This window comes from Corynebacterium sp. Marseille-P4611 (genome assembly GCF_916618765.1).
Lineage (GTDB): Bacteria > Actinomycetota > Actinomycetes > Mycobacteriales > Mycobacteriaceae > Corynebacterium > Corynebacterium marquesiae.
On record NZ_CAKAKD010000001.1, the window covers coordinates 2,282,055 to 2,295,944 of the forward strand.

Consider the following 13,890-nt stretch of genomic DNA (forward strand, 5'->3'; position numbering starts at 1 on the left):
GGGTTTACCCGGGCCGTGCAGTTTATCGGGTAGCTTTCTTACTCATCCAGCGTTGGACTCCCCACCACATAGCGGGAGTAAAGGCAACGGCGATGAGCCAGTAGACAAGCCAGAAGCTACCCGCTAAGCCAGTCACCGCAATGCCTATGAGCAGCAAAAGCGCTGCGCCAACACTTGCGAGGACACATTGTGTGAAACTGCGCTGGTCATCTTTGGGCCCTGTGCGAGTGCTGCCGCCAGAAACTTTCTGGTCAACGAATCCAATAATGTCTTTGCCGAAGACAACCGAGAAAGCAATATAAAAGGCCGCGAAGCCGTGCATGAACTCGGCCGTACCGCCTTGGCTCAGGCTCACATAGAAAAATACTAAGAGCAGCAGGTCGATAATTGGGGTCGCGGCCATAAGTATCAAGCCAAGTTTGCGCAGATTAAACACGTAGCGCAAGAGGCAGCCAGCCACTAAGCAAAGCCAAAAAGCTACCTCAGCTGCAATAGTGGCTATAAGCATCATTGCCCTCCAGCGATATCGATCCGCTTACCCGTCTTGGGTTCAACTTATCAAAACAGCAGGTGGGCGATCGGCGTGGCGATAAGAATGGTCAACGCCACGCGCTCAAACCAGATGATGACCAGGTGGGTCAGCTTCACCGGGATCTTGGTGGCCAGAATGCACGGCACCAGCGCGGAGAAGAAAATAATGGCAGAGACTGCCACCACGCCGATAACGAACTTGAGGACCATGCTGTCGCTGCCTGCCACTGCGGTGGCGGGCAGGAACATCTCCGCAATACCCATGGCCGCGCCCTTTCCAGCCTGGACCGGCTCCGGCAGCTGCACTACCCACGCGAACGGATAAAACAGGTAGCCAATCCACTCGAAGATGGGCGTAAAGCGCGCAAGCAGTAGGCCGATAAGGCCCACCGACATAATGGAAGGCACGATGGCCGCCGCCATGCGCACGCCATCGCGCAAATTCTCCCAGATGGACTCCCACAAGGACGGCGCGCGCTGCAGTGCCAGCATTGCTTCGCGCCACGCGTTCTTGATGCGCGAGCCCTCCACCGGCTTTTCCGGGTCTGGGTGCGCGTCTGCAAAGTACTCATCCGGAATGGTGCGCAGCGGCGGAATGCGCACGGTAATGGCCGTCACTACAAAGGTCACGATGAGCGTGACAATAAAATAGGTGCCCCAGATCTTCATCAGGTCAAGCTGCTTGGCCACGATGACCATGAAGGCCGCAGAGACCGTCGAAAAGCCGGTGGCAATGATGGCCGCCTCGCGCCCGGTATAGCCGCCCTTTTGGTAGACGCGGTCCGTCACCAAAATGCCCAGCGAATACGAGCCCACGAACGAGGCCACCGCGTCAATGGCGGAGCGCCCCGGCGTCTTCCACAGCGGCCGCATGATGGGCTGCATGAGCACACCGACAAATTCCAGCAGGCCAAAGCCAATGAGAAACGCCAGGAATGCCCCACCGATAGGCACAATGAGGCCAACCGGAATCGCGATGGAGTTCCACAGGAACGGCACTAGGTCTTCATCGCCTAGCACCCACGGCAGCGCATCGATGACCATAAGGAAGGAGACCACCGCACCCACAATGTTGAGCACCGCAAAGACCGCCTGCAGCGCGCTTTCCTTAAACGCCCCAGTGGTAAAGCTGCGCACCGTGCCGTAGACAGCAAGGGCAAAGATAATCCACGGCACCGCTGCCGGAATCCCTTCGCGCACCATGGTGACCATGTGGTCCAAAGGAATGGAGCGCTTATCCTGATACGTCACCGGCAGGAAGAATACGAACGCGCCAATGGCGCTATATAAAAAGAGTTTCCACCGTCCGCCAGGCTGCGGGATTTCCCCGTCATGGCTCTGGATGGAGGAGTAAACCGATTCGGTAGAAGTCACAGTAAAACCGTCCCCTCAAGCTTGCATACAAAAATCAAGCCCGCGTGACAGCCTTACGCGAACATTGGGGATATGTTAGCTAAGTAACAGCTCACTGTCTAGACGTTTTCGAGATCCAAGGCACAATAAAGTCATGTCTAAACCCATCCGCGTCGTCGGCGCCGTCTTCCATGATGGCCAGCGTTTCCTCGCCTGCCGAAAGAAACCGGGCAAACCACTAGAAGGCCACTGGGAATTTCCAGGTGGAAAGATTGAGCCTGGTGAAACTCCTGAGCAAGCTCTAGCGCGAGAAATTCGCGAGGAACTCAACCTCATCGCCGAGGTGGGCCAGAAAGTGACGACAACAACCTACGAGTACGATTTTGCGACGATTGAGCTAACCACTTTCTACTGCACGCTTGTCGACGGCGACCTACGCCTGACCGACCATGACGATACAAAATGGGTTACCTCCACAGAGGCTGCGCACCTGACGTGGGCTCCCGCAGATATCCCGGCAGTAGAAGCTATTGCTGCTAGTCACAGCTAAGGAAAGAAAGATTCTTCCTTTCGTATTTGCCTTCTGCCAGCATGCGGCGGATATCCTCCGCCAAACGCAATACCAATTGCGGATCGGATTCCGCCAACGCTGCGATTTCCTTCGTTGCCTTTCCTCCGTTTGTAGTTTGTCCTTGATAGGAGGGTCGCGCCGAGTAGAGATCAAAGTATTTTCGGCTCACGCCATTGACATTCCTAAATTTAGGACCTGGCTGGAACTCGTCTCCATACACAACTCCCATAGCTAGAAGGTTGGATACCCGAGATATTTCCTCCCTAGGTCCTGTAGCCGGCCATCCTAAACGGATTCCAATTTCAGCCACCAAAAGAATCTCATCGCGTAGTCATTTTGGCCTTCTCAATTCATCTCCAATCGAAAGGGATAAAAATTTAGACTGTCGATTTGGGGTAGTTGGTACCGCGAGTCTGCGTAGTTGGTACCGGTGTTCCACGTACCCGGTACTGCAAGGGGTTTTCTTTCATAGTTGATGTTGGCGACACCACAATCCGCTGGTGTTGCGTCAACTTCTACTTGGAAGGAGCCGGTCCTTGTGGCCAACTTCAAACAGATCATCGCGATGTGCCTCGATGGTGCTAGCTACGCGCAGATCACACATGCATTGGGATGTTCACGACGAGAAGTATCCCGAGCAAAGAAAGTCATCAACGATGAGGAACTAACTCCAGAGCGCTTCCGTCAGCTCCCACCGGGATGGTTCGATGATCGATTCAGTGATGGCCGGAGTAAGCGGACGATGTCCTACGACCAGCCTGATTTTCATGCTCTTGCACGCAAGCTGAAAAGTACGAAGCATGTGACCAGGCATAAGCTGTGGATGGACTACGTGTCGCAGCCTTGTCCGACGGATAAGACCAAGTACCAGTACTCCCAGTTCTGCAGTGGGCTCAATGAATTTCTGCGTGCCAACGATCTCGTCGAAGTTATCACCCATGAGCCAGGCCAAGAGCTTTACGTTGACTGGGCCGGGGACAAAGTGCCAGTGACGGATCAGGCCAGTGGTGACACCGTGTTCAAGGCGTCATTGTTTGTCGCGGTCAGCCCGTACTCAGGGCTGATGTACGTTACTGCTGCTGCGAATGAGAAGATGCCGGCGTGGATTGAGTGCCATGTTAAGGCGTTGAATTATCTTGGCAAAGTACCAGCGGTCATCGTGCCAGATAATGCTTCTACGGCGACTTATCGGCCGAAGAAGACCTCTACATACCGGATAGTCACTGACCGCTACGCAGCGTTTGCAGACTATTACGGCGTCACGATCGTGCCGACTAGGCCCGGCAGGCCACGCGACAAGGCAGCGGTAGAGCGTGCCGTGAAAATCGCCTACACCAAAATCCTGGGTTACTTCAGCAACGAAGTCTTCTATAGCCTTGATGAGCTTAATGAGGCGATCGCGGAGCGTCTTGTCGATATCAACGGCGCAATGACGCGGCCTGATGGCTCAACACGGCAGATGCGCTTTGATAAAGAAGAGGCACCAATGATGCGAGACCTTCCGCCGACGCCGTTTACGGAAGTGTCTTATAAGCGGCTTAAAGTCGATCGCAACTGGCACATCACCTGTGACTACCAGTACTATTCAGTGCCATTTCAGCTGGTAGAAGAATCGGTAACAGTCAGGCTCACCCCGCAACTGGTGAGCGTCTTCAACGGGGAGCAGCTTGTTGCTGAACACACGCGCCTTCACGGATTCAAATACCGGTATTCCACAAACCCTCAGCATGGGCCGCGTGGCGATGATGAAGGCCACAAGGCGCTTACCCGTGATGAGCTTTTGGCCTGGGCATCGTCGTTTGGGGCAGCAACGCACGCAGTCATAGCGATGATCCTCGACCGCAATAGTGCCGCCGTACCCCGCGGACTCATCCAGGCACGCAACGTGCTGGCCAACCTGGGCAAAAAGCACAACAAAGCCACCCTCGAACCGGCATGCCAGCAGGTCGTGGACAAGAAACTGGCCCCAACAATGGCAGTGATCAAACGCATCCAGACTGACATTGCCCACGCCCAACAACATCCCTGGGCACCAGGGCCCAAAACACAGCCTGTGTCCAAGCGCCAACCACGCCCAAGTACCCCGCTTACCGGCGACGTGGCCGATGCCGTCTTTATCCGGCCTGCTGACCACTACGAAAACTAGAAGGAGTGTGAAAAATCATGAGCAGCATCGACGACGAGATTGTGCGGGCGAAAATGCGCAAGCTTCGCGTATCAACCTTCGCTGACATCTTCTACGAGGTTGTCAACGACGAGGCCTATGCGGATGCGCTACCAGAAGACATCTTCCTCGCCGCAGTCGAAGAAGCCTACACACAACGCCAACAGCGCAATATCGCCAAGGCCATCACCCAGGCACAATTCCGATACCCGGATGCAAGCCTGGCTGAAATCACCCGGGCAGAACAACGCGGTATCAACATGCGCCAGCTGAAACGAATCGCAGCAACCAACTGGCGGGAAAACCCGACCAATATTCACATCCTCGCACCGACCGGAACAGGCAAGACATACATTGCCTGCGCCATCGGCATCGCCGCATGCAAAGCCGGATATTCCGTGGCGTACTACCGGCTGGATCAACTTGTAGACATGCTGGCGGTCTTCTCACCGACTGACCAAAACTACCTCGATAAAATGCGGAAACTGATCAACGTCGATGTCCTTATCATCGACGACTTTATGACCATCAGCATCAACCAGCGCGGGCAAGAAGACCTAACCAAGATCATATTCGACCGCGACGGAAGGCTCCCAACACTGATCTCCTCCCAATCAGCCGCCGCCTACTGGGTTGAAACACTGCCAGACAGAGTCGGAGCCGATTCACTCGTAAGCCGCCTCAACAACGGCCACCGAATCCATATCGGAGACTTCGACATGCGCAAAGCCACCGCACCCACCACCCCAGACAACTAAGACTAACGGTCCGGGCCGACGCACCCCTCGGCCCGGTACCAACTACCCGGAACACGACAGTACCGAGTCCCCAGAACACCGGTACCAAAAACTCGCATCTGACATTTAGACCGCTGGGATTGCTCTTCTTAATCGAGTTCAAAGTCTTTGGGGAATACAAACAATGAAGATCGCTGAAGGGCACCCCGTTTGGAGAAAATTTACTTCGCCAATCCATAAATCAGCCAATTTGAATTCCGAAGCCTTTAGAATTTGCTCATTATGAGCACTAATCCTGACTCTTCCCTACCTTTTGGCGTTTACGAGACCCCTATTACCACGCGAATTCGTGAACGCATGAACGAAACGTTAAGCAAACATCCTGCAGCAGGATTCGGTATTGGAAGAAGCTCCGATGAAGAGGCTCACGGCCGCTACACCTCGGCGGTTTCACAACACATTGGTTCACTTCTAGAGCGACGGCTATACGGTTTGAAGTCCCCCGAAGACCGGGTTGCCCTAATCAATAACATCGCGCTGTTACTGGGTGAAGATGAGGGAATCGATTCCGAAGAACTCCTCTACGCCGTATACAGCTCCGGGTTGGCGGACCCTCCCTTGCTTCCAGATGTTTCACTTACCAAGAGTGCGTTATTCACCAACGCCCAGGGTGAATCTAGTTTAACCAGCGAAATCGAGAGAGAAATTAAAACTGCTGATTCGGTAGATTTGCTTTGTGCGTTTATCAAGAACTCCGGCATTAGCGTTCTTGATAGGCAACTCGAGTACCTTCGCGATAACAAGATCCCATTCCGTCTACTTACCTCTACCTACTGTGGTGCGTCCGACGCAGCCGCCCTCAAGCGATTGGTTGAGAAGTATCAGGCCGACGTAAAGATTTGCTACGAGCATAAATCCACTCGACTTCATGCCAAAGCTTGGCTTTTCCGCAGAAAATCCGGATTCGATACTGCCTTTATTGGTAGTTCCAACCTTTCACGATCTGCCCTCGTCGATGGTTGGGAGTGGAATGTCCGCGGGTCTAACACTGCGACTCCGGAAGTAATAGATAAGTTCATCAAGACTTTCAACAGCTACTGGCACGACAGCCACTTCAAGACCTTCGATCCCATTCGCGACATGGAGAGACTCGAGCAGTCTCTCCGCGTTGCCAAGGGTGGTGAAGCCTCCGGAACACTTCGCCAGCTGGAGTTATCTGGCCTAGAGGTAACGCCTTACCCCTACCAAGAAGAAATGCTCGAGGCGCTACGCTCGGAGCGAGAAGTAAAAGATCGGCATCGAAACCTCCTGATCGCTGCAACAGGAACAGGCAAAACAGTAGTTGCCGCACTGGATTACCGAAACCTTTGCGAACACTGGAAGCGACGTCCTCGGTTGCTTTTCGTTGCACACCGGAAGGAAATTCTTCAACAAGCCCGTCGTACATTCCAGGAAGTGCTCAAAGACGCGGACTTTGGTGAGCTGTTAGTTGACGGCGTTGAGCCTCGCCGCTGGGACTATGTATTCGCCAGTGTGCAATCTCTCAGTGCTTCTCGTTTACAAAAACTGAATACAGCTCATTTTGATGTCGTAGTAATCGACGAGTTCCATCACGCACAAGCCCCCACCTATAGAGCACTTTTGGACCACTTTCAGCCACTAGAGCTCTTAGGTTTAACAGCAACACCAGAACGTGGAGATGGCGAAAACGTTCAGAAGTACTTCGACTATCGCGTAGCCCATGAACTGCGCTTATGGGATGCTTTGCGTCTACAGCTCTTAGTCCCCATGCATTACTACGGGATTGCCGATGGAACGGACCTATCCTCATTGACATGGAGCCGAGGCAGGAAAGACTATAACTCCAGAGAGCTCTCTGAGTTCTACATCAAAGCAGGAGAAAAGCGCACCCGCTTCATTATTAACGAGCTTAACCGACGCGTTTTCGATCTCTCAGAGATGAAAGCTATCGGGTTTTGCGTCACTATTGCTCACGCAAAATATATGGCAACGCAGTTCCAACAATTTGGAATCCCAGCGCGAGCGGTAACAAGCGATCTCACAGCCACCGAGCGTGCTCAGGCCATCAAAGATCTGGAAACTGGCAAGCTCAAAGTACTGTTCACTGTAGATATATTTAATGAAGGCGTTGATATTCCTGCTGTAAACACCCTTCTTTTGCTCCGCCCGACACAAAGCCCAGTGGTCTTTCTACAACAACTGGGTCGCGGTCTCCGTTTGTCTCCAGGCAAAGACTCATGCGTCATTTTCGATTTCATTGGCCAACAGCATGTCGATTTTGATTTTGAGAGAAAGTTCCATGCCTTGACCCGAAAACGCGGCAAGCGCTTGGTTGAAGAAATCGAACAAGGCTTTCCCACCGCCCCACCGGGTTCGCATATTCAATTCGATCAATCGACGACCGAGCAGGTTCTCCGCAACGTCAAGAAGATCTCACGAAATTCCTTACGAAAAGTTCGTGCATTGCTCTCTGAAATTCGTACCACAAATCTCAAAGAGTTCCTTGAGAACTCCAACCTGCAACTAGAGGATATCTACCGCCCTTCGAAGTATTCGTGGACGCGGCTCCTTCGTGAAGAAGGCCTACTAGAGCAAAACGCCGATGAGACCGAATCATTTCTCCTTAATAGAATTCGAGTCTTCCTTCACGTCAACGATTCACACCGAGTCGATGCGTATCTGCGCATTCTTTCCACCCCAAATCTTCACTACGCCGACATGGAGCCATCCGACCAGGCCTTCACCCGAATGCTCGTACTCGGATTTTGGGCGAACTCAAATTCTCCGCACCCTGGTTCCTATGACGCGGCCTTGACGATTTTGCGCCAGCATCCACAAGTTGCTTGGGAGTTAGAGCAGGTTATGCAACTTAGCAGTGACTCCTCGCGCATCGTTCCACAGCATAGCGATAGTTCGGTTTTGGAAACACATGCGGATTACTCGTTGGCCGAGCTTATTGGCGCTTTAGAGTCGGGAAGCCTTCAACAGCTTGCAAACCTACCACGCGAGGGTGTGAAATATTTCCCCGATATCAACACCGACCTTTTCTTGGTGACATTTCAAAAGGACGAACAAGTCAGTGCCTCCACGAATTACCGAGACTATCCAATTTCACCTGATCTGTTGCACTGGGAATCTCAATCAACAACGACACTGAAGTCGAAGGCGGCTAAACGCTACATCGGCCATCAGAACCGTGATGGCAAGATTCTCATAGCCTCGCGTTTTAACAAGAAGAACGAAGTCGGTACAGCGAGCGCTTATACCTATTTAGGCGCTGTGGATTATGTGTCACATCATGGAGAAAAGCCGATCCAATTCGAATGGAAGCTCCAGCGAGCAATGCCCAAGGCTCTCTACGCTGCGGGAAGAACGGTGGCCTAGACGGCCGATCGAAAAATTGAAATCCTCGTTTTCCTGATAGAAAAGCACCACCCTCCCTATAGTGATTAGAAACACAATCAATCGAGAGGGTGCCATGAGTCAGACCAGCGAATCGAGTTCTGCACGGCCTGCAGGTAGCAGACACAACGTAGACACTACCAACCAAGCTAGAGTGAAATGGACCTTAGTCGGTCCAGGACTAGTTGCCGCAGCGACAGGCGTTGGTGCGGCCGACCTAGTGGCCACCATGATTGCCGGTCAACGTTATGGCTACGCTCTCCTGTGGGCGGTCATTATCGGAACGATTATGAAAATCGTCCTAGTCGAAGGTGTCGGTCGGTATAGTCTTGCTACCGGAAACACTATGTTCCATGGCTGGCGCGAGTTGGGACGGTGGACCTCCTGGTATTTTGCCCCATATATCGTTATTTGGGGTCTCGTCTACGGCGCTGCATCGATGTCCGGCGCTGGCCTCGCTCTTAGCGCCCTTTTCCCAGGTACCAGTCTCGAAATGTGGGCAATTATTGCTGGAATATCCTGCTTCACTCTAACTTGGCTTGGGCGATATCAGCTTTTCGAGAAGCTATCAGCCATCTTAGTCGGAATCATGTTTGTCACCGTGGTGGGCATCGCCGCCATTACAGCTCCGAACCTTCCCGAAGTCATCGGTGGTTTGGTACCACAGATTCCAGATGGCTCCTTCGTCTATGTGTTGTCCATCGCTGGCGGAGTGGGCGGCACAATCACGCTTGCCGCTTACGGCTACTGGCTGAGAGAAAAGGAATGGTACACACCAAAATGGATGCAAGTTATGCGCATGGACAATGCAGTGGCATACGCAGTTACCGGTATTTTTGTCTTAGCCACACTCGCGCTGGGCGCTGAACTCCTCTACAGCGCCAATGTCGCGGTCTCTGATAATGACCAGGGTCTCGTTGATATGGCAGACGTTCTCGAGGACCGCTACGGAGCCTTCATGTCCAAATTGTTCATCGTCGGGTTCTTCTCTGCCGCATTCTCTTCCTGCCTCGGTGTTTGGAACGGTGTGTCTCTGATGTTTGCCGACTACATCGGCCACCTCAAAAAGATCCCGCAAGGCGATCCCCGAACCAGTACTGGTGGAAAGTACTACCGCGCTTACCTCATCTGGCTGACCTTCCCACCAATGCTGCTTTTGCTCCTTGGAAAGCCAACCGGACTCATCATCGCCTACGGCGTTCTGGGCGCTTTGTTTATGCCGTTCTTAGGCCTTACGCTTTTGGTCCTGCTGAATACCAAACACACCCCAAAGCAATGGAGAAACGGCTGGATCGTCAACACGTTGATGGCGGTAATCTCCGTTGCCTTCGTTTATCTATGTGTTTCCCAACTGGGTGAAATTCTCTAGCCGAGAATACGTGCCTACTTCCCCTGCGGCACTCGCTTCGGCTTATTCCCCACCGCGGCGTGCGGATCGCGGCCGAATGCCCAGGCAATGATGCCGATGAAGGCCATGGCGCCGCAGACGGTGAAGGCGAGGGGGAAGCCGGAGGCGTCGGCAAGCAGGCCAATGAGCATGGGCCCCAAGATTTGGCCGAAGTCTCCTGCCATCTGGAAGGTGGATAGCACCTTGCCGCCGGAGCGGTCATTGCCCACGATGTCTCCCACCGCGGCCTGCTGGGAGGGGTTGATAAGCCCGGAGGAGGCGCCGGCGAAGGCGGAAATAAGCAGGAGGAACCACACGCTGGTAGCCATGCCCATCAGCACCATGAAGATGGCTGAGCCGATAAGGCCGATGAGAATGAGTGGCTTGCGGCCGTGGATATCAGACCATTTGCCTGAAAATTGCAAGACGATGGCGTTGCCGGCCGCGAAGACCGCGAGCGCCAGGCCGGAGGCAGCCGCGCCATTGTGGAAGATGGAGGCGGCAAAAAGCGGCAGGACGGATACGCGCACGCCCATGTTGATCCAGCTATGGGCAAAGTTGGAGGTCAGCACCGCGCGGTAGGCGGTATCGCCCCAGGCCTCCTGCAGGCGCATGGGCGGCAACTTATCCTTGCTGGCTTGTTTGTGGTTCACGCGGGGCATTTGCCACCAGACGACGAACGCGGCCAGCGCCACGCCCACACCGTAGATGAAAAATGGCCAGCGAAAGCCCAGGAAGGACAGGCTGGCACCAAGAACGGGGCCGGCGACGTTACCGAGCAGGAAGGCCGTGGCGTAGGTGGCAGAACACTTGCCACGAATCGTCGGCGGGGACATGCGCACAATAAGGCCCATGGCAGAAACGGTGAACATAGTAGAGCCAATGCCGGCTATGGCACGCAGGGCCACGATGTGCCAGTAGCTTTGCGCAATGGAGACTAGCCCCGTGGTCACTGCGACGGTCATGAGCCCGATGAGGTAAACGCGGCGCGAGCCGACGCGATCCACCAAAGAACCGGACATGGGCGCGAAGATAAGGCGCGAGGCGGCGAAGATGGAAACCACCAGGCCTGCGGCGGCCATGGAGACATCGAAGCTCACCACAAACTGCGGAAGGAGCGGGGCAATGAGGCCGTAGCCCAAAGCGATAATAAAGGCGGCGGTAACCATGACCCAGATTTCGCGTGGGATCTTTGGCGCTTCCTCGTGTTCTACTTCCCCGCTGTGTGTATTCATCATATCGGCTGCAACTCTAATCCTTGGCATCAGGGAAAGCCATTTGCAGGTTGTACTCGAACATGTGTTTGCTTTTGTTGGGGCTGTGTCCGCGCTGGGTTCTAGTGTGATGGCCATGCACAACGTACAAAAGAAGTTTCCCCAGCCCACCGCAATGAACCTGCCCCAGTCCGCCTCCGAGATTGCGGCGGACTTGCTCTACCACGAATATGACACCATCAATTCCATCGCCGCCATCATGCATCACCCACGCTCCCTCGCGCGCCCCACGCCCACGTGGCGCCCACCGATAAAGCAACTGCCGACGCCCGCCGGTGGACCGAGCGGAGAGTACTGCATGAGCATTACCCGCCACCGCGTAGGCGCGCGCGTGAAGGCCCGCGTGCGCGGCTTTGGGCAAGACCGCATTCCGGCCTATCTGATTACCATCCGCATTACCGAGAACTTTGGTCAGCCGGTAGAACCGGCCGTGGCCGAGGGCTGGGTGCGCACGCTCGTGCCGGCGGAGATGGTTGGCGCAGTCCACGAGGTCTCCCGTGGCCCGAATGCCACTTATGTGTGGCTCGTGGATAGCTCCTATCAGCCGGTCCACTCCCCTGAGTCACTCTTCGCCGGCTTCAGCCAAGCCGCCTAGGCGGTCGCGCTCTGTTTCGTTGACTGCGCAGATGCGTCTGGCCCTGCATGCGGGTCAGGTGCGTGGAGCACCTTCCTCATCACCTCGTGGTTGAAGGTCACCGTGTAGTGCCGGGCGATTGCATTAGGCATAAAGCGCACGACCAAGCAGGCGATGAGGACGGTAAAGACCTTATCCAGAATGTCCGAGGTAAGGCCCTGCAAGATGATGGCTAGGCGCTCGTCTTGGAAAATCATCTCGTAGAACTTGGTGAGGTTTTGTGGCCCCTTGCGCGGTCGTCCGCTGAAGGAAAAGATGAGCACGTACACGCTCATCACGCCGGAGCAGATGCCCATTCCAAGGCCGGAGAAAATGATCCATGACAGCCTGTTGAATACCCCGCGGCGAGCCAGTAGGCCCACGGCGGCGCCGATAAAGATGCCTACGGGCGCAAAGGCGAGATCATGGGCAAAGTACACTCCGCCCAATACGGTGGTGGTAAGCCCCGCGGCCATGCCGAGCACGGGACCGGCGATGATGGCGACGATGGCGGTGCCGACAGCATCGAAGAACATCGGCACCTGCGTGCGCACCGTCAACGAGCCCAACAGCAGGTTGATGGAGGCGCCGAAGATCGGATACAGGAGGATGCAGTTAGGCACCAGCCCATGCTGCGAGGTATATAGCAGCACCGCGGCCGCTAGGAGGAGGACCCAGACGCTGGCGGTCAGGTAGGACTCGAAAGTCATATTTACCGTGGAGTACACCCCAAAGACGGTACAAAGCCACGCGGCGAGCGAGAATGCCACGGCTACTACAACAAGGACGTAGCGCCACGTGGTGTCGCGGGTCATCGCCATGGTCTCCTCCTCAGAAGGCTAGGTTTAGGGCGAATTCCCAGCTGCAGGCTGGGATTGTCCTAAAGCCTAATTGGCGGCGCGCGAAAGTAGCAACACAAAAGGGCCTCTAAAATGGGGAAGGCCGGGACTACTTTTCGTCAGCTTCGCGGGCGTCGGATTCGTCGTCCAGGTCGACATCGTCGCCGTCCAGGTAGTCCTCGTCTTCGTCCTCGTCGTCTTCGCCGAAGATATCGTAGACGTCAGGTTCTTCGTAGTCTTCGTCATCGAAGGAGACGAGCTGTGCTTCCCAGTCCAGTGCCTGCTCGGAAACGAGGCCTAGGACATCGAAGAGGCGATCGAAGTCGGTGTAGGTGCCAAGCTCGAGGGCCTCGGCCGGAACCTCCACAATGGGAACGTCATCAAACTCGGCGTTATCAAAGAGAGCGAGGCGGTCAGACTCATCGAGGTCCTCATCCTCTTCGTCCACTTCCCAGGCGAGGGCGACTGCCTCATCCTCCATGTCATCGAGATCGTCTTCGTCGAAGTCGAAGGCAAGGAAGCGCACGATGGCGGACGGGACGCCGTCGATGGTTTCCACGAGCACGCGCAGCTCCGAGTCGTTGGCCACTTCAGCCACGACGAGGTGCGGATTGAGCTCATCTTGGGCAAATTCTAGTTCTGCGATGCGCTCATCGGTGCCCTCCAGCAGGTCCCGGAGGACGGTGACGACCTGGTCGGTAGCGATGTGGCGGGACACCGCCTCCACGGCATCGTCTACCGAGAAGGCAACGGAGACGAGGACTGCCTCGAATTCCTCATCGTCTTCATCGACATCCGCCGCGGCAATGTAGACATTCGCGGCGGGAAGAAGCGGATCGATTTCAATAAATTGGATTTCCAGATCAGAGGTGATCGGAACAAACATGACGTCATCATTGACGCGGGACTCGATGCCCTCGGCATCCAATGCAGAAGCAATATCTTCGAAAAAGCTCATGGTGGTTTAAAATCCATCCTTCGGAAGCAGAGGTTCCCAC

Annotated in this window: 12 protein-coding genes; 6 read left to right on the forward strand and 6 right to left on the reverse strand. The window is 54.8% G+C overall.

Going from position 1 to position 13,890, the window contains the following annotated elements; all coding sequences use genetic code 11:
* Positions 1 to 22 precede the first annotated feature (22 nt).
* Both LG376_RS10900 and LG376_RS10905 read right to left on the reverse strand, forming a co-directional pair.
* Complete coding sequence (locus LG376_RS10900) at positions 23 to 403, reverse strand: hypothetical protein (protein WP_225747130.1); 381 nt, start codon at positions 401 to 403, stop codon at positions 23 to 25.
* Positions 404 to 558: 155 nt separating this feature from the next.
* Positions 559 to 1,905, reverse strand: a complete 1,347-nt coding sequence (locus LG376_RS10905; protein WP_225747131.1) for a YjiH family protein — start codon at positions 1,903 to 1,905, stop codon at positions 559 to 561.
* A 133-nt stretch (positions 1,906 to 2,038) separates the two neighbouring features.
* On the opposite strand from LG376_RS10905, the gene LG376_RS10910 reads away from it, so the two are divergent.
* Complete coding sequence (locus tag LG376_RS10910) at positions 2,039 to 2,434, forward strand: (deoxy)nucleoside triphosphate pyrophosphohydrolase (protein ID WP_225747132.1); 396 nt, start codon at positions 2,039 to 2,041, stop codon at positions 2,432 to 2,434.
* On the opposite strand, the gene LG376_RS10915 is transcribed toward LG376_RS10910, so the two are convergent.
* The gene (locus LG376_RS10915; protein ID WP_225747133.1) at positions 2,421 to 2,624 is read right to left on the reverse strand and encodes a hypothetical protein; all 204 of its coding nucleotides are present in this window, start codon (positions 2,622 to 2,624) and stop codon (positions 2,421 to 2,423) included. The genes LG376_RS10910 and LG376_RS10915 overlap by 14 nt on opposite strands.
* Before the next feature lie 369 nt (positions 2,625 to 2,993).
* Between LG376_RS10915 and istA the strand changes: the two genes are divergently transcribed.
* The 4 genes from istA to LG376_RS10935 all read left to right on the forward strand — a co-directional run bounded on the left by istA (position 2,994) and on the right by LG376_RS10935 (position 10,148).
* Positions 2,994 to 4,601 (forward strand): IS21 family transposase, encoded by a 1,608-nt coding sequence (gene istA, locus LG376_RS10920; RefSeq protein WP_198492028.1) that lies wholly within the window; start codon positions 2,994 to 2,996, stop codon positions 4,599 to 4,601.
* Between the two features lie 17 nt (positions 4,602 to 4,618).
* On the forward strand, positions 4,619 to 5,377 hold the full coding sequence (locus LG376_RS10925; protein ID WP_049377799.1) for an ATP-binding protein: 759 nt from the start codon (positions 4,619 to 4,621) through the stop codon (positions 5,375 to 5,377).
* Positions 5,378 to 5,638: 261 nt separating this feature from the next.
* Positions 5,639 to 8,761: a DUF3427 domain-containing protein gene (locus tag LG376_RS10930; RefSeq protein ID WP_225747134.1), complete on the forward strand. Its 3,123-nt coding sequence runs from the start codon at positions 5,639 to 5,641 to the stop codon at positions 8,759 to 8,761.
* 172 nt (positions 8,762 to 8,933) lie between these two features.
* A complete protein-coding gene (locus LG376_RS10935; RefSeq protein WP_370633389.1) occupies positions 8,934 to 10,148 on the forward strand; it encodes an Nramp family divalent metal transporter in 1,215 nt (404 codons plus the stop codon).
* 14 nt (positions 10,149 to 10,162) lie between these two features.
* Here the strand turns inward: LG376_RS10935 and LG376_RS10940 are convergent, their stop codons facing one another.
* Positions 10,163 to 11,404, reverse strand: coding sequence for an MFS transporter (locus LG376_RS10940; RefSeq protein WP_225747136.1), 1,242 nt, complete (start codon positions 11,402 to 11,404; stop codon positions 10,163 to 10,165).
* Between the two features lie 112 nt (positions 11,405 to 11,516).
* On the opposite strand from LG376_RS10940, the gene LG376_RS10945 reads away from it, so the two are divergent.
* Positions 11,517 to 12,035: a hypothetical protein gene (locus LG376_RS10945; RefSeq protein WP_225747137.1), complete on the forward strand. Its 519-nt coding sequence runs from the start codon at positions 11,517 to 11,519 to the stop codon at positions 12,033 to 12,035.
* On the opposite strand, the gene LG376_RS10950 is transcribed toward LG376_RS10945, so the two are convergent.
* Together LG376_RS10950 and LG376_RS10955 are read right to left on the reverse strand one after the other, a co-directional pair.
* The gene (locus LG376_RS10950) at positions 12,032 to 12,874 is read right to left on the reverse strand and encodes a hypothetical protein (protein ID WP_225747138.1); all 843 of its coding nucleotides are present in this window, start codon (positions 12,872 to 12,874) and stop codon (positions 12,032 to 12,034) included. The genes LG376_RS10945 and LG376_RS10950 overlap by 4 nt on opposite strands.
* 127 nt (positions 12,875 to 13,001) lie before the next feature.
* Positions 13,002 to 13,850 (reverse strand): DNA primase, encoded by an 849-nt coding sequence (locus LG376_RS10955; RefSeq protein ID WP_225747139.1) that lies wholly within the window; start codon positions 13,848 to 13,850, stop codon positions 13,002 to 13,004.
* Positions 13,851 to 13,890: the final 40 nt, after the last annotated feature.

Bases quoted from the DNA above. Each gene is read 5' to 3' on its own strand.
- LG376_RS10925 (WP_049377799.1), top strand. From the start codon at position 4,619: ATGAGCAGCATCGACGACGAGATTGTGCGGGCGAAAATGCGCAAGCTT.
- LG376_RS10950 (WP_225747138.1), bottom strand. From the start codon at position 12,874: ATGGCGATGACCCGCGACACCACGTGGCGCTACGTCCTTGTTGTAGTA.
- LG376_RS10955 (WP_225747139.1), bottom strand. From the start codon at position 13,850: ATGAGCTTTTTCGAAGATATTGCTTCTGCATTGGATGCCGAGGGCATC.
- LG376_RS10910 (WP_225747132.1), top strand. From the start codon at position 2,039: ATGTCTAAACCCATCCGCGTCGTCGGCGCCGTCTTCCATGATGGCCAG.
- LG376_RS10940 (WP_225747136.1), bottom strand. From the start codon at position 11,404: ATGATGAATACACACAGCGGGGAAGTAGAACACGAGGAAGCGCCAAAG.
- LG376_RS10945 (WP_225747137.1), top strand. From the start codon at position 11,517: ATGCACAACGTACAAAAGAAGTTTCCCCAGCCCACCGCAATGAACCTG.
- LG376_RS10930 (WP_225747134.1), top strand. From the start codon at position 5,639: ATGAGCACTAATCCTGACTCTTCCCTACCTTTTGGCGTTTACGAGACC.
- LG376_RS10900 (WP_225747130.1), bottom strand. From the start codon at position 403: ATGGCCGCGACCCCAATTATCGACCTGCTGCTCTTAGTATTTTTCTAT.